Source organism: Actinoplanes sp. NPDC051851 (assembly GCF_040681165.1).
Lineage (GTDB): Bacteria > Actinomycetota > Actinomycetes > Mycobacteriales > Micromonosporaceae > Actinoplanes.
In genome coordinates this window covers 16,527-36,634 of sequence record NZ_JBFAYF010000077.1, presented here as the reverse complement: position 1 = coordinate 36,634, position 20,108 = coordinate 16,527, and the positions used below count along the sequence as shown (strand labels likewise).

Annotated in this window: 13 protein-coding genes and 1 pseudogene; 8 read left to right on the top strand and 6 right to left on the bottom strand. The window is 70.3% G+C overall.

What is annotated here, in order from left to right:
- Positions 1 to 79 precede the first annotated feature (79 nt).
- On the bottom strand, positions 80 to 1,348 hold the full coding sequence (locus AB0M08_RS41760) for an ATP-binding protein (protein ID WP_364506025.1): 1,269 nt from the start codon (positions 1,346 to 1,348) through the stop codon (positions 80 to 82).
- On the bottom strand, positions 1,345 to 2,010 hold the full coding sequence (locus tag AB0M08_RS41755; protein WP_364506022.1) for a response regulator transcription factor: 666 nt from the start codon (positions 2,008 to 2,010) through the stop codon (positions 1,345 to 1,347). The genes AB0M08_RS41760 and AB0M08_RS41755 overlap by 4 nt, the downstream gene beginning before the upstream one ends.
- A 354-nt stretch (positions 2,011 to 2,364) precedes the next feature.
- Between AB0M08_RS41755 and AB0M08_RS41750 the strand changes: the two genes are divergently transcribed.
- Together AB0M08_RS41750 and AB0M08_RS41745 are read left to right on the top strand one after the other, a co-directional pair.
- Complete coding sequence (locus AB0M08_RS41750) at positions 2,365 to 2,625, top strand: hypothetical protein (RefSeq protein ID WP_364506019.1); 261 nt, start codon at positions 2,365 to 2,367, stop codon at positions 2,623 to 2,625.
- 274 nt (positions 2,626 to 2,899) lie between these two features.
- Positions 2,900 to 3,433 (top strand): hypothetical protein, encoded by a 534-nt coding sequence (locus tag AB0M08_RS41745; RefSeq protein WP_364506016.1) that lies wholly within the window; start codon positions 2,900 to 2,902, stop codon positions 3,431 to 3,433.
- Positions 3,434 to 3,659: 226 nt separating this feature from the next.
- Here the strand turns inward: AB0M08_RS41745 and AB0M08_RS41740 are convergent, their stop codons facing one another.
- The 4 genes and pseudogenes from AB0M08_RS41740 to AB0M08_RS41725 form a co-directional block, all read right to left on the bottom strand.
- Positions 3,660 to 5,123 (bottom strand): HAMP domain-containing sensor histidine kinase, encoded by a 1,464-nt coding sequence (locus tag AB0M08_RS41740; RefSeq protein WP_364506013.1) that lies wholly within the window; start codon positions 5,121 to 5,123, stop codon positions 3,660 to 3,662.
- A pseudogene (locus AB0M08_RS41735) lies at positions 5,120 to 5,950 on the bottom strand (response regulator transcription factor); the annotation flags it as partial. The pseudogene AB0M08_RS41735 and the gene AB0M08_RS41740, both read right to left, overlap by 4 nt.
- Before the next feature lie 29 nt (positions 5,951 to 5,979).
- Complete coding sequence (locus AB0M08_RS41730) at positions 5,980 to 7,053, bottom strand: alpha/beta hydrolase (RefSeq protein ID WP_364506010.1); 1,074 nt, start codon at positions 7,051 to 7,053, stop codon at positions 5,980 to 5,982.
- Between the two features lie 112 nt (positions 7,054 to 7,165).
- Entirely contained in the window at positions 7,166 to 7,873 is a 708-nt protein-coding gene (locus AB0M08_RS41725) for an SDR family oxidoreductase (protein WP_364506007.1), read from the bottom strand.
- Between the two features lie 112 nt (positions 7,874 to 7,985).
- On the opposite strand from AB0M08_RS41725, the gene AB0M08_RS41720 reads away from it, so the two are divergent.
- From AB0M08_RS41720 to AB0M08_RS41695, 6 genes are all read left to right on the top strand, one after another.
- A complete protein-coding gene (locus AB0M08_RS41720) occupies positions 7,986 to 8,594 on the top strand; it encodes a TetR/AcrR family transcriptional regulator (protein WP_364506004.1) in 609 nt (202 codons plus the stop codon).
- A 184-nt stretch (positions 8,595 to 8,778) separates the two neighbouring features.
- Positions 8,779 to 9,645 carry an intradiol ring-cleavage dioxygenase gene (locus AB0M08_RS41715; protein ID WP_364506002.1) on the top strand — a complete coding sequence of 289 codons (867 nt, stop codon included), beginning with the start codon at positions 8,779 to 8,781 and terminating at the stop codon, positions 9,643 to 9,645.
- 257 nt (positions 9,646 to 9,902) lie between these two features.
- On the top strand, positions 9,903 to 13,070 hold the full coding sequence (locus AB0M08_RS41710; RefSeq protein WP_364505999.1) for a DEAD/DEAH box helicase: 3,168 nt from the start codon (positions 9,903 to 9,905) through the stop codon (positions 13,068 to 13,070).
- Between the two features lies 1 nt (position 13,071).
- Positions 13,072 to 14,235, top strand: a complete 1,164-nt coding sequence (locus AB0M08_RS41705) for a hypothetical protein (protein ID WP_364505996.1) — start codon at positions 13,072 to 13,074, stop codon at positions 14,233 to 14,235.
- Positions 14,232 to 17,531 (top strand): hypothetical protein, encoded by a 3,300-nt coding sequence (locus AB0M08_RS41700; RefSeq protein ID WP_364505993.1) that lies wholly within the window; start codon positions 14,232 to 14,234, stop codon positions 17,529 to 17,531. The genes AB0M08_RS41705 and AB0M08_RS41700 overlap by 4 nt, the downstream gene beginning before the upstream one ends.
- Before the next feature lie 17 nt (positions 17,532 to 17,548).
- Positions 17,549 to 20,101 carry a DUF3962 domain-containing protein gene (locus AB0M08_RS41695; protein ID WP_364505990.1) on the top strand — a complete coding sequence of 851 codons (2,553 nt, stop codon included), beginning with the start codon at positions 17,549 to 17,551 and terminating at the stop codon, positions 20,099 to 20,101.
- The last annotated feature ends 7 nt before the right edge of the window (positions 20,102 to 20,108 follow it).

Genomic DNA, 20,108 nt, shown 5'->3' with positions numbered 1-20,108 from the left:
TTCTTCGCCACCGCGGCAGTATCCACGGCGTCAGTTGTCATGGTCATCAGATGCGTCTCCTTGATCAGGAGTTACACCGTTATTTGTACAGTCCCCGAGATCCCGGCTGGGCGGGTGGGGTCGGCTGGGATCGGCGCGTGGGCGGGTGGTCACGTGCCGGGATGCCGACCGGGGCCTGGACTGTGCGGAATCGGACGAGGACGTCGAGGCCGCCGCTGGGGATGGCGTGGGCTTCGAGGGTTGCGCCGTGTGCGGTGGCGATGGCCTCGACGATGGACAGGCCGATCCCGAAGCCGTCGCGGTGGTCGGTCGTCGTCTTGGCGGTGCCCAGGCGCTGGAACGGCTGGAAGAGCCCGTCGAGCTGCTCCGGCCGGATCACCGGACCGGAGTTGCTGACCCGTAGCGCCGGCTGTCCCTCGTGCATGCCGGTCCAGACCGTGAGCCGGCCGCTGGGCCTGTTGTGCCGAACGGCGTTCTCGAGCAGGTTCGTGGCCAGCCGCTCCACCAACGGCCGGTCCCCCTCGATGAGCGCCGGGGAGAAGCTCGCATCGACCCGCAGTGCGGCATACCCGACGTCGAGGGCCTCGGCCCTCGTGCGGACGACCTCGTCCAGGGCCAGCGGGGCACGCTCGTCCAGGCCGCGCTGGCTTCGGGCCAGGGTGAGCAGCGCCTCGATGAGCCGCTCCTGGTGCTCGTTGTGTGCCAACACCCGCTCGCAGGTGTACCGCAGATCCGCGACGGTGGCCCCGCTGTCGGCGAGCGCCACCTCGACCAGGCTCCGCTCGACGGTCAGCGGGGTGCGCAGCTCGTGCGAAGCGTTCGCGACGAACCTGCGCTGCGCCTCGAACGCGGTCTCGAGCCGGGCGAGCAGCCCGTCCACGGTGTCCGCGAACTCCTTCACCTCGTCCTGCGGGCCGGTGATCGCGAGTCGCTCGTGCAGGTTGTGCTCGGAGATGCTGCGCGCGGTGCCCGCCATGGTGCGCAGCGGCCGCAGGGCACGCCGGGACGCGGCCCAGCCCAGTGCGCCGGAGACGACGGTCATCACGCCCAAGGCGATCGCCCCGGCGCTGATCAGCCGTTGCAGGTCGCGCTCCCGTTGGGCGGTGAGCTGACCGGACAGGGCGGTGTCCGGATCCGAACCCGGGTCCAGGTCCGGGCCGGGAACGGCGAGGCCTCCGCCGAGCGTGGTGGGCGCCTGCACAGTGGGCGTGTCCGGCGTCCCCATGAACCGCGAGTCGGCGACCAGGGCGTACGTGATGGCAAGCAGCATGGTGCCGGAAAGCAGGAAGAGGACGCCGAAGAGCAGGGTCAGACGGAGCTGAAGGCTCCACCGGAAGCGAAGCTTCATGACGTCGGCCCCAGTCGGTAGCCCGCTTGGGGAACGGTGCCGATCAACGGTGGATCGCCAAGCTTGCGGCGTAGTCGGCTGACGGTGACCTTGACCGTATTGGTGAACGGGTCGGCGCTCTCGTCCCAGGCGCGTTCCAGCAGCTCCTCCGCGGAGACCGCGCGGCCCTCCGCGGCCAGCAGGAGCTCCAGGACGGCGAACTCCTTCGGGCTCAGGTCCAGCCGGTGACCGCCGCGGAGCACGACCCGCCGGTGGGGATCCAGCTGCAGGCCCGCGTGGGTGAGCACCGGGGCGATCGCCGGCTGGTTGCGCCGAATGAGGGCCCGGACCCGGGCGACCAGCTCGGCGAAGGCGAACGGCTTGGACAGGTAGTCGTCGGCGCCGCAGGTGAGCCCCTCGACGCGGTCCTCGATCGTGGACGCGGCGGTGAGCATCAGGATCCGCGCCGGATGACCGGCTCCGATGAGCGCACGGCAGACGTCGTCGCCGTGCATGCCGGGCAGGTTGCGGTCCAGTACGACGACCTCATACCTGTTGGCATCGGTGCGTTCCAGAGCGCCCGGGCCGTCGTCCGCCAGGTCGACGGCGAAACCCTCCCGGCGCATGCCCGCGGCGACCGTCTCGGCCAGCTCGCGATGGTCCTCCACCAGCAAGATCCGCATTGCTTCCCCCTTTCCGCCGCCCATCATGGCCGCCGCGGGATAACTGCGGCGTAACAGCGGCCGTTCCGCTGCTGTTATCGACGGCTTGGTTCAGTGCTCTCGACAGCGAAGGCACCGAAAGGAGTCCGCGAAGTGCGAACGAGTATGAGAAGGCGCTGGTCAGGAGTGGGCATCGGTCTGGCGGTGTGCATTCTGGCCGCCGCCGGATACGCGAGCACGACGGCCGACGGCACAGCGCTGGTGCGGGTCGCGTCGACGAGTTAGGCCGGTGCGGAGGCCGGTGCGGAGGCCGGTGCGGAGGCCGGTGCGGAGGCCGGTGCGGAGGCGTTCAGCGCCTGCGTCCGGGAGAACGGGGTGGCGGACTTCCCCGGCATCACCGTCACCGAGGACGGCCAGATCCAGCTGAAGTCCGCCGACAGTAGGGTGAACGTCTTCTCCAGCGAGTACCGGAAGGCGATCGCCGCCTGCCGGCACCTGCTCCCGTCCGGCAGTCTCCCGTCCGGCAGTGAGGTGCCCGCCGGACCCGACCCGGTGACGCCGAGCGCGCCGGCCCTCGGATTCTCCTGCGACGGCACCTGCCCGAGGAGACCGGAGGCTCCCGAGCCGCCGAGCTGACCCCGGACCGAACGCGGTGTCGCCGTCGATCCCCGGTGGCGACACCACACCCGGGCAAGCCGGGCGACCGGGCGGGGCTGGCTCTCGGACGAGGTCGGCGCCCAAACGGCCCGTCAGCCGAAGCGGGTGGCCGCACTGAACGGGGCGGCCGGCTGAAAGCGGCGCTCGACCGATCGGGCCGAGATCGACGCCGATCATCCATGATCTCTACTGTGGAGGGAGATGCTCCGGTATGACCGTGAGTCGGCATTGCACGACGACCCGGGGAGCGACGATGGCCTATCCGCCGCAGCGCCGGCCTGTTCCGGCGCGTAGGCACGGCAGGTCGCACCGCATCCTCTGGCTGGTTCTGGGCGGCGTGCTCGGTCTGGTCCTCGTGATCGCGCTGGTCACGATGTTCCTCGGCGACGGCTCCACCGCGACGGGAGACGGGGCCGCAGGGGCGAACGGCGGCGGTGCGGCCGACGGCGGGGGCGGCGTACCGACCGTCACCGGGGCCGGGATCGCCGGAGCACGGCCGGCGCCGGAGAGCGTCACGCTGACCGTGCGGGTGACCGAGAAGAAGTGTTACGGCAACGGCAACGGGTGCGCGGTGAGTTTCCGGCCGGTCGCCGAGTACGCCGGACCGGAGCTGAGCACCGAATGGACCGTGACCTACGAGGTGACGGGCGTCGAGTCGGGCGGCGGCACCGGACAGTTCCTGCTCTCCCCCGAGGGGCTGCCGTCGACGTTGAAGGAATGGCATGTGCGTACGAAGGGGAAGAGCGCACGCATCACACTGAGGGTGACCGATGTCGAGCCGGGCTGACCGCGAATTCCTGCCGGAGGGTCGATCTGTCGCTCGCGCCGGGTGGAAGGTGGGCGGCTTCGCGAACTGGTCGCTGACCGACCCGCATCCGGTGGGACTGCGTGGAGTGCGGCGCCGCGATGCAGTAGCCGGCCGCCCGGCGCATCATGCGCCGCAGCAAAGCCGGAACGCCGCGAGCAGCCGCTCAGCGTGTCGGGCGCCGGGCGGGAACCAGGACCGCGTCTGGTCACCTCAGCGCCGGGAGGGTCACCGTGAAGACGGTGCCCGTCTCCGGGTCGCTGCGGACGGCGATCGTGCCGTGGTGCAGGTTCACCAGGGACTGGGTGATCGCCAGGCCCAGCCCGGAGCCGCCCGTGGACCGGGCCGGGTCGGCCCGCCAGAACCGCTCGAACAGGTGCGGCAGGTGCTCGACCGGGATGCCCGGGCCGGTGTCGGAAACGGTCACGGTGTGCGCCGTCGCGCCGGGAACGACGGCCACCGTGATAGCGGCACCGGGGGGTGTGTGCTGGAGCGCGTTGCCGACGAGGTTGCGCAGCACCTGAGCGAGCCGGGCCGGATCGCCGAGCACCCGGACGGCCTCACCCGCGTCCCGCGACGCGGGGTCCGGGCCGAGCGCCCTAACGGCCCCCTCACCCCACGACTCGGAGTCCAGGCCGACGAGCCGAACGGGACCTCCCTCATACCGCAGGGCGCGGTCCGGGGCGAGGACCCGCGCGTCGGCGACCGTCTCGGCGGCGAGCAGGCCCAGATCCACCGGCTCCTGTTCGACCGGGAGTCCGGCGTCGCCGCGGGCGAGCAGGGCGAGGTCGTCGACGAGCAGCCGCATCCGGACCAGCTGGGTGTCCACCCTGGTCAGCGCCGCGTCGAGCCGGTCGGGGTCGTCGAGGCCGCCGCGCAGGTACAGCTCGACCCACCCGTGCGCGGCGGTCAGCGGGGAGCGCAGTTCGTGGGACGCGTCGGCGATGAACGAGCGCATCCGGTTCTCCGCGTCCTGCTGGGCGTCGAAGGCGGCGTTGACCGTCCGGGCCAGCCGGCTGATCGCCGGGTCGCCGTCGTCGCCGCGGGGCAGCCGCCGGGTGCGGTCGCCGTCGGCCACCTGTTCCGCCCGGTCGGCCATCACCCGCAGGGGGCGCAGTCCGTTGCCGACCACGACGACGGCGGTGGCGATCAGCACCGCGATGGTCACCGCCGCCACCGACACCACGGTCGCGGCGACCGTCGCCACGGTCACCGCCCGGTCGCTGTAGTCGGCGGCGAACACGATCCGCGCGACGGTCAGGGTGTCGCCCGCGTCCGGCCGGTACGTCACGGCCAGGCCCGCGGTGTCGACGGCGACGGCGAGGCGGTCGCCGCCGGCCTCGACCGGGTCCGGGGAGACCACCGCCGCCACGGCGACGGCGTCAGAAGCGGAAAGACCTTCGCTCACGGTACGGCCGTCGGCGGCGACCAGCACGACCTGGTACGCGGGCCCGACCGTCGCCCGCAGGGTCGCGCCGTCCAGACGTACCCCATGAGCGGCTCGCAGGCTGGCGGCCACCCGCGCCGACAGGTTCGCCAGTTGCCCGGCGTCCCGGGTGCTCAGCCAGCGCGACACCACGGTGATGCTGGCCAGCGCGGACAGGGCGACCACCAGCACCGTCACGATCGAGAGCGTGACGGTCAGCCGGGCCCGGATCGAGCGGGGCCTCATTCGGGCTCACGGATGGTGTACCCGAAGCCGCGCACGGTGCGGATCAGGGCCGGCCGACCGTCGTCTATCTTGCGACGCAGGCTGGAGACGAAGCGCTCGACGATGTTGCCGCTGCCGCCGAAGTCGTACTGCCAGAGCGCGGCGAGGATCTGCCCCTTCGACAGCACCTGGCCGGCGTTGATCAGCAGCAGCTCCAGCAGCCGGAACTCGGTCGGCGACAACTCGATGCCCGCACCGCCGCGCCGCACGAGGTGCCGCCCGGCGTCGAGCTCCAGATCCGCACAGCACAGCACACCACCCGGCCGCGACACACCGCCCGGCCCCGGCCCCGGCCCCGGCCCCGGCCGCTCGCCGCCCACGCCGAGACGGCCGCCACCCACGCCGGAACGCCCGCCGCCAGCGCCGAGAGGGCCGCCGCCAGCACCGGGCTGCCCGTCATCCGCACCGAGCTGCCCGCGATCCGGGGCGGACGGCTCGCCGCCCCGGGCGGACCGGCGTACCAGCACCTCGATCCGGGTGACCAGCTCGATCGCGCTGAACGGCTTGGCCATGTAGTCGTCGCCGCCCAGGCGCAGGCCGCGGACCTTGTCCTCGACCGCGTCCCGGGCCGAGAGGAAGAGCACGGGCAGGTCCGGGTACTGGCGGCGGATCATCTGCACCGCGTCGAAGCCGTCCTGACCCGGCATCATCACATCGAGGACCACGACGTCGACCGGGCCGTCGCGCAGGGCCGCGTACGCGTCGGTGGCGTTCGCGGCGAGCGCCACCGCGAAGCCGGCGAACGCGAGACTGGAGGCGAGCATCTCGCGGATCTCCTCGTCGTCGTCCACGACCAGGACGTGCACGGTCATCACACCTACTGGTTCCCGGTCAGGAGGAAAGCCCGGACCGTACGTACGAAATCTTGAGGTTTGTCCAAGTGGATCACATGGGTCGCGTCGACGCGCTGGTAGGTGCCCCGGCGCAGCAACGACATGGCCAGGGAGGCGTCCTCCTGACTCATCGCGCCGTCCAGCGTGCCGTCGGCGAGCACGCTGAAGTTCGCCTGGAGCAGCAGCGTGGGGCAGTCGATGCCACGCAGCGCCTCGGCGTGATCGAAACCGGCGTTCCAGCTGCCGTCGTGGAACGCCGCGCCGAAGCGGGGGTCGAACCGGTCCAGCCCGCGGATGAACTGCCGGACGGTGTCGTTGGAGAGCAGCCCGATCTCGACCGGCTCCCCCGGATGCGCGCGCCGCCGTTCCTTGATCGCCTCGGTGAGCGCCCAGCCCGAGCCCTTGCCGACGTTCTTGTCGAAGAACGTCCTACTGGCGCGGATCCAGTAGAGCAGGAAGTCGCCGGTACCGTCACGGACGGCGTTGGCGCAGGTCCGGAACGACCGGTCGGCGATCGTCCGGGCGATCCGCGGGTACTCGGACGAGAACAGCGGCGGGTCCTCCAGCACGATGGCCCGCACCAGGTCGGCCCGGTTCGCCGCCAGCCAGGTGGTGAGCAGGCCCCCGGAGGAGTTCCCGGTGACGTAGGCGGGCTCCCCCACCACGGTCTCGATGAACGTGGCGAGGTCTCCCCCGATCCGGGTGGCGGTCATCGGGTAGCCGGCCGGGCAGACGGTGCCGCCGTGCCCCGGATAGTCGACGTCGAAGACGTGGAACGACGCGGCCAGCGCCGGCAGCACCAGGTTGTAGCTGTACCAGTCCATGTGCTGCGCGTGCAGCAGGACCAGCGGCGGCCCGATGTCCGGCCCTTCGACGTAGCTGAGCGCCACGTCGCCGATCTGCGCGACCTTCTGCCGGTAGCCGGCCGCGTCGACGCGCCGCTGCCCGGGATCCCGGTAGGCGTCGAGCCGGTGTTTGAGTACGGCCAGCCCGGCCCCGCCGGCGACCAGGGCCACCGAGGCGGCCGCCCCACCGATCAACAGCGTCCGCCGGCTCATCACGTCATTCGATCCTCGCACGCCCTCCATTGGGCCGGACGCGCCTTTCGGCACCTGCACCGAGAACCTGACGATCAACTGACGCCGCGAACCTGACGATTGGCTGACCTGATCAGAATCGGGCGAAGCGCGCGCCACCGTCGACGTTCAGCACGGCTTCGGTCATCGACGTGCTGGTGGCGGCGAGGACGACCGCCTCGGCGATCTCGTCGGCGGTGGAGACGTGGCCGACCGGCAGTGCCTCGGCCGCCGCCGAGAACCAGGCCTCGCGCTCCCCGGCGGAGAGCCCGTTCCACCACGGCGTGTCGACCAGCCCCGGCGAGACGGCGTTGACCCGGCGCGGCGCGAGTTCCGCGGCGAGCGGCCGCACGAGCCCCTCGACCGCCGCGTTGAGCGACCCGATCCCGGCCACACCGGCCAGGAAGGCGTGTGCGCTCACCGCCCCGACCAGCGTGATCGAGGCTCTCTCCGCCAGATGTGGAAGAGCATTCTTCAGTACGATCAACGTCGGCCAGTACTTCGCCTCGAACGCCCGGCGCAACGAGTCCAGATCGAGTTCGGCGAGCGTACCGGAGCCCTCCGCCCCGGCAAGCGTGACGATGAGCGCGTCCAGGGGCGCGAGCCGCGCGCCGAGCTCGGCCACGGCGGGCCCGTCACCGCCATCGAGCCGGTGCGCCACCAGCTCCGGATCGGTGGCGGCGATCGCGGCGACCTTGGCCGCGTCGCGACTCGCCACGTGGACGTCCGCGCCGGTCGCCGCCAGACGACGAGCGGTGGCCAGGCCGATACCCGAGGTGCCACCGACGATGAGGATGGACATGGGCCACTCCCTTTACGCAACGAGACGGTTCGGTTCGTAAGTGACCGTAGCTCACGGCCACCCGAGTTTCAATCCGGTCCGTCTCGATTCGGAAGAGGTAGCATGACCGGCCATGACCACCGGAACAGCGGACGGCGCCGCACCTCCCCCGCGGCGCACGGGCCGCCCGCGCAGCCAGGACAGCCGCGACGCCATCCTGCTGGCCGCCACCGAGATCGTCGCCGAACAGGGTTACGCCGCCGCGTCGATCGAGAAGATCGCCCAGCGCGCGGGCGTCGGCAAGCAGACGATCTACCGCGGCTGGCCGTCCAAGGGCGACATCCTGCTGGAGGCCCTCACCCGCAAGGCCGACCTCTACATCCCGATCCCCGACGAGGGCAACTGGCCCGCCGACATCCGGCGCCTGCTGGACGACAGCTTCGCCCTGGTCCGGCGCGCCCCGCAGATCCCCGACCTGCTGCGCGCCCTGATGGTCGAGGCCCAGCTGGACCCGGTCTTCGGCGACCGCTTCCGTACGAACTTCCTCCAGCACCGCCGCGCCGCCGTGACCACGCTGGCCGACCGCGCCGCCCAGCGGGGCGACCTCCCCGCTTCGGTCAACGCCGACGTGGCGGCCGACGTCATCTACGGCGTGATCTGGTACCGCCTGCTCGCCGTCCCGGCCCCCTTCGACGACCGCCTCGCCGACGACCTGGCCACCCTGCTGACCACCGGCCCCTGACGGCGCCCCCGCCCCAACCGCGGCCGCCCTCCGCGAAGCCGACCAGCACCGCGATCCTGAGTCATCGTTCAATCCCGCTATGACATAAGCGGTATGACGCGATCATGATCAAACACAGCATATTCATAAACTTCGATGTTCTGATGCGGGTGTCAGCTTCTGACAAAGCAGGAGGGGTATACCCATGCAGGACAAGTACGAACAGGACAACGAGGCCTACGTACGGGCCGTCCACGACAAGGGCCTGGCATTCGACCTGCGCACCATGTCGCGGCGCAGGATGCTCGGCGTCTTCGGCGGTGCGGGCGCGCTCGCGCTGACCGGCGGTGCGCTGTTGAACGGCATGACCGCCGAGGCCGCCGAAGCCGTCGAGGCCGCGTGTCTGGCGGAGGTCGAGTCGGAGACCGAGGGCCCGTACCCGGCCGACGGCTCCAACGGCCCCGACGTACGCATCGAGGACGGCATCGTCCGCAGTGACATCACCTCGTCGTTCGGGTCGTACAGCGGCACCGCCGACGGCGTACCGCTGACGTTCTCACTCACCGTCCAGAACCTGTCGTGCTCGCCGCTGGCGGGCGCGGCCGTCTACGTCTGGCACTGCAGCGCGGAGGGCCGGTACTCGCTGTACTCACTCGGCGCCCGCCGCCAGAACTACCTGCGCGGCATCCAGGTCGCCGACTCCACCGGCAAGGTCACCTTCACCAGCATCTTCCCGGGCTGCTACACCGGCCGCTGGCCGCACATCCACTTCGAGGTCTACGCTTCCCTCGCGGACGCCACCAGCGGCTCGGGCGCGATCCGCAAGACCTCGCAGATCGCCCTGCCCGAGGCCGTCTCGGAGGCCGTGTACGCGGGCTCCAGCGTCTACTCCGGCAGCACCGCCAACCTCGACGACATCACCCTGGCCACCGACGGCGTCTTCGGCGACGACCTGGCGGCCCGCGAGATGGCCACCGTGACCGGCTCGGTCAGCGCCGGCTACGTGGCCAACCTGACCATCTCGGTCGACCCGACGGGCACCGAGCTCACCACGGCCCGCAAGTCCGCCTGACCTGACGAGCGTGGCCCGTGTCTGCGGGAAATGCGGACACGGGCCACGTTTCGCCATGCCACGTCTACCGCGGTCGCACTCCTGCGGAAACCGGCGAACTCCTGTTGACTCCCGCCTCCCCCGACGGAGGCTGTCCGTCAGGAACGGGCGTGACGGACCACTTCCACGACCTCAGCCCGGCCGGCGGCCGCCGGGTGCCACCACCAGCGATGGACACCAGTCGGCTACAGCCCTGGCAGATCGGCGAGTAGGGCCCCGTGCAGCGGGATCTCTCGGCGGCGGCGCCACAGCCCGGCGGCGCGCCCGGCACGCCACGTTTCCACGGCCTGTTCATCGGCATCGACCGGTGCCGGTCGGAACGGATCGACCATCTGACGTCCGCCAGCCGCGACGCGACAGCGCTACACGCGATCTTCTCAGACAACCTCGACGACAGCGGCACACTGCTCACCGACGCGGACGCGACGAGCGAGTCCATCCGTACCGCCCTGATCGAGTTGAGGTCGTGCAGCACTCCGGACGACGTGGTGGTCGTGACCTTTGCCGGCCACGGCTCTGATACGCACCGGATCGTCACCTACGACGCCGATCCGGATGATCTGGCGACGACAGCGATCTCCCTTGAGGAGTTCACCGACCTCGCGTGTGCCGTACCCGCGAGGCTTCTGCTCGTCGTCCTCGACTGCTGTTTCTCCGGTGCCGCCTTGCGGAAGCTGAACACCGATATGCGGCCGCGGACGGTGTCGGCCGACGGTCCGGATCTCACCACGTCCCTGCTCTCGAAGGTGACGGGCAAGGCCCGGATCGTGCTCACCGCCTCCTCTGCCGAACAGCGCGCCTGGGAGAGCCGGCGGATCGGCCACGGGCTACTCACACACAGTCTGCTGACGGCGTTGCTCGACACGGCGGGGATCGCCGCCGACGGTCTGTTCGACCTGCGGGACCTGTTGAAGAACGTGACGGAACTGGTCCGGGCGAACGCGTCGGGCGCCGGCGGCGTTCGGCAGGATCCGATGCAGGGGATGGTCCTGGAGGGCACCGTCCGCTGGCCCGTCTTCACTCGCGGTGAGCGGTTTGACCACCTGTTCCCGCCGACGTCGCCGACGCCCGTCACCGATGACATCCGCAGCCTGTCGGGGCACGGCATACCGGAGGCGCTCCTGGCCGGGTGGCCCGCCGGGCTCCGGTTGAACCAGCTGCAGCAGGACGCGGTCAACGCGGCGGGCCTGCTACGTGGGAACAACCTTCTCGTGATGGCCCCCACGTCAGCGGGGAAGACGCTGATCGGTGAGATGGGCGCCCTGCACGCGACCCGGACCGGCGGCCGAGCGGTCTTCCTGTTACCGACCAAGGCGCTGGTCAATGAGCAGTACCGGGAGTTCAGCCGGATGTACGGACCGGCGGGCATCCGGCTGGTCCGGGCCACCGGTGACAACTCCGACCAGGTACCGGCCCTGCTGCGGGGGCAGTTCGACATCGCCGTGTGCACGTACGAGAAGTTCAGCGGGCTGGCTCTGTTGCACGAGCACCTGTTGCGCCTCGTCACGGTAGTGGTGATCGACGAGATCCAGACGATCGTGGATCCCGAGCGTGGGCCCAGCCTGGAACTGCTGCTGACCCTGATCAAGGCACGCCGGGAGAACGGCGCCCGGCCACAACTCATCGCCCTCTCCGCGGTGCTCGGTGAGCTCGGTGGCCTGGACTCCTGGTTGCAGGCCGAGCTCCTGATCCGGACCGACCGGCCGGTTCCGCTGGACGAGGGCCTCCTCGATCGCCACGGGTGGTACCGCTATCGCGACGGTACCGGCACCGAACACCGCGAGAAACTGCTCGATGCCGACCACGGGGCGGTCAACGGCCGGGCGCTCCTGACGCCGCTGGTCGACAAACTCGTGACCGACGGGCAGCAGGTGCTGGTCGTCGGCAACACCCGGTCCGGCGTCCGCAACGCGGCCCGCGAGCTCGCGGACCGGATGGCGTTGCCCGCCGCGGTATCGGCATTGGAGGAGCTGCCGATCGGCGACCAGAACCTGACGAACACCGAACTGCGGTCCTGCCTCGCCGGCGGCGTCGCCTTTCACAGCACGGAGCTCGATCACGAGGAACGCCACGTCATCGAGGAGCATTTCGGCCGCCCCGACAGCTCGATCCGGGTCGTCGTGTCGACCACGACTCTCGCCCAGGGCGTCAACCTACCGGCCGAGACCGTGATCATCGCGGAGCTGCACCGGCCGGTCGGCCGCAGCAACACTGCCTGGTACGCCGTGGCCGAGTACAAGAACATCGCGGGGCGCGCCGGACGGCTCGGCCGCACTGACCACGGCCGGTCCATCGCGCTGTCGCACAGCCCGGCCGACGACGACACGCTCTGGCGACGATTCATCACCGGCGCTCTGGAATCCGTCCGGTCGGCCCTGCTCGGCCCGGACCCGGACGTCGAGACGGCCGTTCTGCGGACGGTCGCCATCACCACGGTCCGGGCCGAGGGACACGACGTCGCGCACGATGACGTGATCGGGGTTCTCACCCAGAGCCTCGCCGCGCACCAGGCCCGCCTGCGAGGGAGCCCGGACGTGTTCGAGCCGGCCCGAGTCGCCGAGGCCCTGACGATGCTCCTCGGCGCGGAGTTCGCCGCGGAGACCGAACCGGGACGGTTGCGGCTCACCCGGCTCGGCGCCGTGGTGGCCGGGGGCGGCATGTCGGTTCGTTCCGCGTTGCGGGTTTCCCAGACCTTGCGGATCACGCCCGCCGATCAGCTGAATCCGGCGACTCTGATCACCGTCCTCCAGTTGGCCAAGGAGCTCGACCAACTCCGCCTGCCGCTGGCCAGCGGCAAGATTCGGCGTACTGAGACGAGCACCCGAGTCCGTTCCCTCGCCCAGCAGGGTGCGGCGGGTGTGGTCCTGGAAGCGATCAGACCCCCGGCGACCGACGAACGAGTCGTTGCGATGCGGGTAGCCCGGGCCGTGGCGCTGCTGTTGTGGATCAACGGCACCTCATCCGGCGAACTCGAGCGGTTTCTCACCGACGGTCTGTCTGATCACCATGCGATCGGGCCGGTACGAGCGGTCGCCTCACGCGCCCACGACCTCGTCGAGACGGTGCTCGGTATCGCGGCCGAGCTGCACCCCGCCGCCGATCTCACGACCCTCGGCCGGCACCTGCCCGTCCAACTCGAGTTGGGCATCGCGGAGGTGTTCGCCCCACTGGCGATCTGCCAGGCCGGCCTGGCACGTGAGCACTACCTCGCCCTACAGGCGGCCGGCTTCACGAACCCGGAGCTGATCGCCCGGGCCTCCGACGAGGAGCTGCTGAAACATCTGGGCAGCGCGGGCCGCCTCACCGCGCTACGAACCGCGATCGACGCCTTGACCGCCGCGCGGGCGGTTCCATCCCTCGACGACCTCCTGCCGGGACGGGAGTGAGATGCCGGTTCTGGAACCGACGCCGCCAGACGACGACTACCTCATCGTCACCCTCCTGTCGGCCGGCCTCGCCGAGATCCTCGATCGGCGGGCCGGATCCGGCCCGGACGAGGCGAACACCGATGGCCTACTGCCGGCGGCGTGGCGGGCCGGCTTCGGCCGGCTGTGGATGCGATGCGCGCAACTCGGACAGCTACCCGACTGGAGCGACCTCGATCTCCTGGCGCTCTGCGGCCGGCCGATGACGACCTGGCCGGTCGCGCTCCGGCTGTCCAGCGCCGATCTGGATCAGTCACTGCTGGACGGCGACCGGCTGACCGACTTCGCGGTGCAGGGTGCCCGGAACGCGCGGTCCGACGTCGAGGCGGGCTGGACCCAGCAACGGGTCTTCGAGGCCCTGAAACAGGCCGCCGCGCAGAACGGAAAGAGCCCCGCCGAGCGCCAGGAGGCGTACGTCCGTCTGCGGCGCTTCCTGATCGATCACGCCGTGGTGGACGACACCCAGGTCACGAAGCTGGAGCGTCATCTGCCGGAGAGGGACAACTCCGGGCAGACGTACGTCCTCAAACTGATGCAGACCGCGTACGACCAGAAGCCGGCGACGGATGTGGAGCGATACCGGCTCTGTCGACGGTGCCACAACGTGGTCGCCCGGCGCGGAGTTTCCTGCGGCACGGCCGGCTGCGGCGCCAACGAGCCGACGCGTTTCGTCGATCTCAATCCCCTCGCCGTGATTTACGAACAGAATCGTGCGACCCGGCGATACATCCACGACCCGGGACTGGTCGAAGCACGCATTCTGAACGATCTGCACGCTGACGAACCGGCCGGCGCGATTCGGGTGACGCCGTACCCGAAGCTGGACAAGCTCGACGTCCTCATCGAGTTCCTCGAACAAAGCGACAAGACAAAGGTCGTCGAGACCTGGGGTGTGGACGCGAAGGACCAGGTGAGCGCCACGCTGCTGGGGCGGTCCTTCACGTGGCCGACCGACATCGAGTGCGATCGGCGGTACCTGGCCCTCCCGATGCACCGGTGGCTTCGGGCCGGGTACAGCAAGGACCTGCGTGCCGCCCTCGACGGCCGGGGCCACGACGTCCGGGTCATCGACGAGAAGGGCCTGGTCCGCCAGGTCCGGGCGCGTGCCCGGGAGCTGAGCCGATGAGAGACGGTTCCTCCTGGTGCGAGAACCTGGTCCAGGAACTCGACGACGCGTCCTTTCCGACGTCAATCATGGATATCCGCGCCTTCTGCGCCGTGGAGCTCGGACTCACCTTCCTGCACCACTACGTTCCCGGCGAGCCGGTCCGCGCGCTGCAGGCCCTGCTCTCGGGGTACGTACGAGTCGGGGACGAGACCGAGGCGGTGGTCCGCCGGGTGCGCCATCGGATGGGTGACGTGAGCCGGCGCGGTTACTGGCGGACCATGCTGCACCGCTACGTACGAGTCCCGCAGGAATGGCGCATCTTCCGGCCGACGGGTGATCCGGCGGCTCGGGGCGAGGAGAACGCCGCCTTCACACCCATCGGTACCGTGAACTGCCCGGAGCGCCGGGACACGTACGCCACCGCGCTGGCCGAGCCGCTGGGGTACCGCCCGGCCGAGTCGAGTCCACCGGCGGAGGCGGGTGGCCGTTACTACTTCCGCCCGGCCCCGGACCGCGAGATCCAGGTGCAGTTCCCCGGCGAGCTGCCGGCGCCGGTGCCGATCACGCCGATCACGCCCCGCGCGGGGTGGATCCGCGAACCGTGGGACATCTCCTTCACCGGCGACCTGACCCGAACCGCCCGCTGGGTCGACGACAAGCTAGCCGCCAAACCCGAGGTCACCAACCGCAACTGGGAGCGGCGGCTCCTCACGAACGTTCGCTTCAACGCGGTCGAGCCCGGCCGGCGTCGTCTCGTCGACCGGCCCGCCACGTTCCGGGTCGACGGCCTGACCCACATCGTCGGCCTGATGAACTCCGGCAAGACGACCCTGACCGACCTCATCGCCATCGATCGTGCCGTCTTCCACGGCAACCGCGTCGGCATCGTCGTCGGCTCGGTCAGCGACGTCCTCGCCAAGGTCAGCTTTCTCCGGAACCTCGGCATCAAGGCGGTTCCCCTTTTCGGGAGCAGGAGCCGGGCCGAGCACGCCGGACGGTACTGGCGAAGCATGGTGGAGGAGAGTGCCCAACTCGTTCCGGCCGACGCCACCACACCAGACCCCGCGGCCGCGTACACCAACGTCTCATGCCTGCTCGAACAGTTCCGCCGGGACAACGGCCCCGGCTGGGCACCGCTCGAACCCGACAAGTTCCCCTGCCGCGGGACACTGCGATCGACCGATGGCCGCAACACCCGGCACGATTGCCCGCTGCTATCGATCTGCCCGGCGCAACGGGTGCGCCGGGAGGTCGCCGAGGCGGAGATCTGGGTGACCACACCGCAATGTCTGCTGGTCAGCCGGGCGGAGCCGGCAACGGTCTCGGTCCGCTGGTTCGAAGCGGCGCAATGGCACCTCGACCTGCTGATCATCGACGAGGCGGACGCGGTCCAGCAGGTGTTCGACCGCCGTTTCGTGCAGGAGGAGAACCTGGTCGGTGCGGGCCGGGGCTGGTCGCATCGGATGGTCGAGCGCACCAACGAGGCACTGGCCGTGCGAAGCATGGCACCCGCCGCGGACGCCGAGGTCCGGCGGTGGAACGAGAACCTCCAGATTCACGAGAACGCCGTCTTCAACCTCAACAGCCTCGCGCTGTCACCGTCCAGCGACGGCCTGCGCGCGCTTCTCGGTGACGCGCCCTTCACCGCCCATTCCCTGTGGCGCCGCGCGGTCCGGAGCCTCTTCGGGTTACCCAGCCGCGGCGAAGGCGACCGGGCGGACGAGGACGCGGCGGACGAGTTCTACCGTCTGAACCTCCAGGCGTACGCCGAGAATCCCGACCCGGTGCCGGAGATGCTCCGGCCGATCGTGTCGGTGCTGACCGCACAGGTTCGCCGGGAGTCGGCCGTCAAGCGCGCCCTGGACGACTGGATCGACCGGCATGCGCGCACCGACGATCACTCCGATCTCCGCCTGATCATCGAGGCCGCGATCTGGGCCGGTTACATCACGGCGACGTTCTTCGCCATGTCCACGATGTACCCGTCGATCCGGGCGAGGCTCGCCCTGCCCGACGAGGAGGGCTTCTGGGTCGGCCAGCCACCGCGGGACTATCGAACCCTGGTACCCGAGGCCCCGATGGGCAACATCCTGGCGTTGCGCTGGACGGCCGATCCCGGTGGTGGCGCCACCCTGCGCCTGCTCTGGGTGCACGGCGTCGGCCGCTGGCTCCTGCACCACGCCCACGACCTGCTCTCCTGCGAGGGTGTGGACGGCCCGCACGTGATCCTGACCTCGGCGACCAGTTGGGCGCCGGGGTCCTCGTTCTACCACATCCCGATCACGCCGGACGCGGTCCTGCTCCAGCCCGATGACGACCGCGAGGCCCTGCTGCGCTCCCGGATGGAGGTCCGCAGCCTCCGCGCCGACGACCAGCCGATCTTCGTCTCGGGGCAGCGTGGGAGGAGGCGCCACGACGCACTGCGGCAGATGGTCAGCGCACTCTGCCGAATCGACGGGGGCGCCCTTCAAAGCATGCTCGACGAGCTCCGGGATGCGTTACCGGAGGACCGTCGCAAGGTGCTCTTCGTGGTCCTCTCCGGCGAGGAGGCAGACACCGTCAACGACCGCCTGGACCGGACCCACCTGCAGTCGCGCAGGGTCGTCCCGGACGCCGACGACCCCGGCGAGCGCGGCATCCGGCGGCGTCAGGTCGGCCGCTTCGGCCTCGGCAACGACGACGTCCTGGTCGCCGCGGAGATGGCGATCCAGCGTGGATACAACATCCTGAACGCCGGCGACACCGCCGCCCTCGGCGCGGTGGTCTATCTGACCAGATCCCATCCGCCCCCGTTCGATCTGGCCTTCCCGCTCTCCCTGGTCAGCCGCATGGCGATGGAACATCTGCGGGACCCACCGCACCTGGTCCAGATGGGGCCGCCCGGCGAGGTCGCCGATCTCGCCGGCCAGTTGCGGGACGCGGCGCGCCGGCTCTGGTACGACGTCATCGGCGGGCCGGTCCGGTTCCAGAACCTCGACGACGACCACATCCCCGCATTCGTCGCGAACCTGCTGGTGCCGATGAGCCAGACCATCGGGCGGACGATCCGTGGCAACCAGCCGACCCGGGTGCTGCTCTGCGACGCGGCCTTCGCTCCGCGCCTGGCCAACGGCGAGAGCGCGGCCGACACCGAGCGGACCAGCATCGTGCTCGCCCTCGACGCCTACCTCGCCGGTCTGCTGCGCGCGCCCGGCCTCGACGCCACCGATGAGGACCACCGGCTGCACGCCGTGAACACGGCGGTCTGGGAGCTCATGAGCCACCTCGTCCGCACCAACGACCCGCTCGGCACCGATCGGAAGGCAACGGGATGACGTCCTCGAGGAAACCCATGGCCGACAGCATCTCGCTGACCGCCTTCGCCATCGAAGAAGACGCCCGATGGGATCAGGAATGCCTGGTCGCCGCCCTGCCGAAGGCATGGCTACAGCGGTTCGACGCGGCGTACCAGAAGCCCGGCTATTCGCTGCCGAGCCGCGGCCTCGAAGAGATCATCTTCGCAGTCGACCCCGCCGTCATGCACGTCGGCGGAGTGCGCTCCGAGACGTTCGTCGTGGCCTTCCCCGGCGTCGACCGCCGTGTGGTCACCGTCGCGATCGCGGCCTGGGCCGCTACCCAGATCACCGCGAAAATCGACTGGTTCACCGAACTGGACTCCGATGATCTCAAGTTCGTGTCGAGGGAGTTCAACGTCGGGGAGCATCGGCCCCGGCGCAACAGCACCGCGGCGCCGGCGGCGCACGTCTACGACATGCTGCCGACCTTCGTCGCCCAGCACGTCGCGGCCGCCGGCCTCACGCTGCTGGGTAAAGAGCAGCAGCTCATCCTGGGACCGCCGCAGCGCAACAACCGCCGGGACGTCGTCATCTGGCCCCCGATCCGGATCGAGGACCGAGCCGGCGAGGGTCTCGTCACCGCCAAGATCTCCTTTCATGTCGAAACCGTCCCCAACCACCCGCGGCCGCATCTGCACGCGGACCTGAGCATGAGCCGATTCCCGCTCACCCCGGTCACGTACGTGCCGAATCTCGGCGCCACGATGTGGCTGCACGCGCCGAACGGCTTCCTCCGAGAGAAGGAACCGCACACCCTGCTGGCCGCCCCCGTACGGCGGCGCCCTGCCAAGGATCAGGACAGCCGCTGGCAGTGGCAGTGGGCTCCGGGCCTCGGCGAAGCCCTCGCAACCCTGACCCAACTGCCGTTTCCCGCGCCCGACAAGGTTTTCGCGGCGCCGGCGACGGCGGCCGGCGAGGGCGCCATTCGCGCCTATGTGCTGTACAGCGGCGGCACCACCAGCGAGGCGGTCGACGACAACGTCCCGGCCGGTGGTGCGGGGAGGTCCCCGTCGCTGCTGCACGCCGCGCGCACCGGATTCGTGCCCGGCGACCACATCGAGGTGCACGAGCGGCTGGCCGTTCTCCTCGAACCACTGAGCATCCGGCCGATCGGGAAGCACCCGCGCGCGGAGCCCCGGCGCCCCGATTCGATCAAGATACGTTTCGACCCGGAGCGCCGGTACACCGTCGAGCTGTGGACACACAGCGATCTCACGAAGAACGCGGTGCTGGCGACCCTGGAACACCACTTCGGTCTCCAACGGGCCGACGACGCCGGCGAGCCGGACGTCGCCCGGTACACCGGGGATCTCCACCTCGAGGTCCGGTTCCACGACGGCACCGATTTCGCCGCCGGCATCCAGCGGGAGAAGAACGGATCTGCCGACGTTCGCCAGGGCCAGTACGCGAACCAGGTCGAGCGGGAGCTGGGCGACTGCCCCGATCCCCGGGTCGCGATCCTCGAACTCGATGGCCCGCGGCACTTCGCCCAGCGGGACCGCATCGACCCGAAGTCCGCGCTCCGGAAAGGCTTCGCGAGATCCGGCCGGAGCCTGCAGTGCCTACAGCCCGCGGCCCTGTTCAAACCGCCGGGCACGTGGCCGGCGGACTCGAAGCGACCGCGTCCGACCGCATATCCCGGGACGGCGTACGGGCAGGGCACCATCCACCGGTGTGCCGCGGCCATCAACGACGCGCTGCGCCAGGTCGGCCGGATCGGCACCTACGAGATTCCGGCCGGTCTGCCGGAGCTCGACCACATCGGCGTCTGGCTGCACGTCGACGGAAACGTCCGCATTCCCCTGGTCATCCGGCACCACGGAGTGGATGAGCCGACCGCGAGCCTCGTCAAGCCGGACGGCGGTGTCCTCGAGATGCCGTACCACCAGCTACCCCGTGCGCTCGCCCGTGGTGTCGGCCGCGTCAAGTACGACTCCAAGCAGGAGCCGACCATCGCCGAGTTCCTGACCAGCGCACTGGGCCTCGGCGAGACACCGCAGACCCACGACCGCGTCGTCTTCGTCCGGGCCGCCGGCTTCCGCCATCGCGGATGGGACTGGCTGCAGGACAAGCACCTGACGCCGGACGCCCTGGTCCGCCCCGGTGTCGAGATCGACGACAATGAGGTGCCGGCCACCCTCCTCCCGGCCGACTGCCCCGGCCTGCGCATCGTCCGGATCCGCGAGGCCGGCACGGAGATGGAGGTGGCCCGGGCCTTCGGCGCGGACCCGGACGTCCATGCTGCCCGGATCCACGGGTTGTTCGAGTTCAGCGAACGCGTCTTCTACGGCCTGAACCCGAAGTCGGACCAGATGCGAACACGACTGGACAACACCAAGCTCGACCCCGACCTGCACGGCAACTTCACCCGGATGGTGGCCAACCCGCAGCCCGTCGAGCTGACCGTCGCCTTCCAACAGCCCGGCGATGACACCGCGGCGCTCGCGGCCCTCACCAACCGGCTTCGCCGAGCGCATGCGCACACCAGCCAGGACACGGTCTTCCCGAGCGTTCTCCACCTCTGCTCCTTGGCCTCCGAGTACCTCTGAGTGGGCC

Excerpts from the sequence above, each read along its gene's own strand:
- AB0M08_RS41760 (WP_364506025.1), bottom strand. The coding sequence starts at position 1,348 with ATGAAGCTTCGCTTCCGGTGGAGCCTTCAGCTCCGTCTGACCCTGCTC.
- AB0M08_RS41755 (WP_364506022.1), bottom strand. The coding sequence starts at position 2,010 with ATGCGGATCTTGCTGGTGGAGGACCATCGCGAGCTGGCCGAGACGGTC.
- AB0M08_RS41745 (WP_364506016.1), top strand. The coding sequence starts at position 2,900 with ATGGCCTATCCGCCGCAGCGCCGGCCTGTTCCGGCGCGTAGGCACGGC.
- AB0M08_RS41740 (WP_364506013.1), bottom strand. The coding sequence starts at position 5,123 with ATGAGGCCCCGCTCGATCCGGGCCCGGCTGACCGTCACGCTCTCGATC.
- AB0M08_RS41730 (WP_364506010.1), bottom strand. The coding sequence starts at position 7,053 with ATGAGCCGGCGGACGCTGTTGATCGGTGGGGCGGCCGCCTCGGTGGCC.
- AB0M08_RS41725 (WP_364506007.1), bottom strand. The coding sequence starts at position 7,873 with ATGTCCATCCTCATCGTCGGTGGCACCTCGGGTATCGGCCTGGCCACC.
- AB0M08_RS41720 (WP_364506004.1), top strand. The coding sequence starts at position 7,986 with ATGACCACCGGAACAGCGGACGGCGCCGCACCTCCCCCGCGGCGCACG.
- AB0M08_RS41715 (WP_364506002.1), top strand. The coding sequence starts at position 8,779 with ATGCAGGACAAGTACGAACAGGACAACGAGGCCTACGTACGGGCCGTC.
- AB0M08_RS41705 (WP_364505996.1), top strand. The coding sequence starts at position 13,072 with ATGCCGGTTCTGGAACCGACGCCGCCAGACGACGACTACCTCATCGTC.
- AB0M08_RS41700 (WP_364505993.1), top strand. The coding sequence starts at position 14,232 with ATGAGAGACGGTTCCTCCTGGTGCGAGAACCTGGTCCAGGAACTCGAC.
- AB0M08_RS41695 (WP_364505990.1), top strand. The coding sequence starts at position 17,549 with ATGGCCGACAGCATCTCGCTGACCGCCTTCGCCATCGAAGAAGACGCC.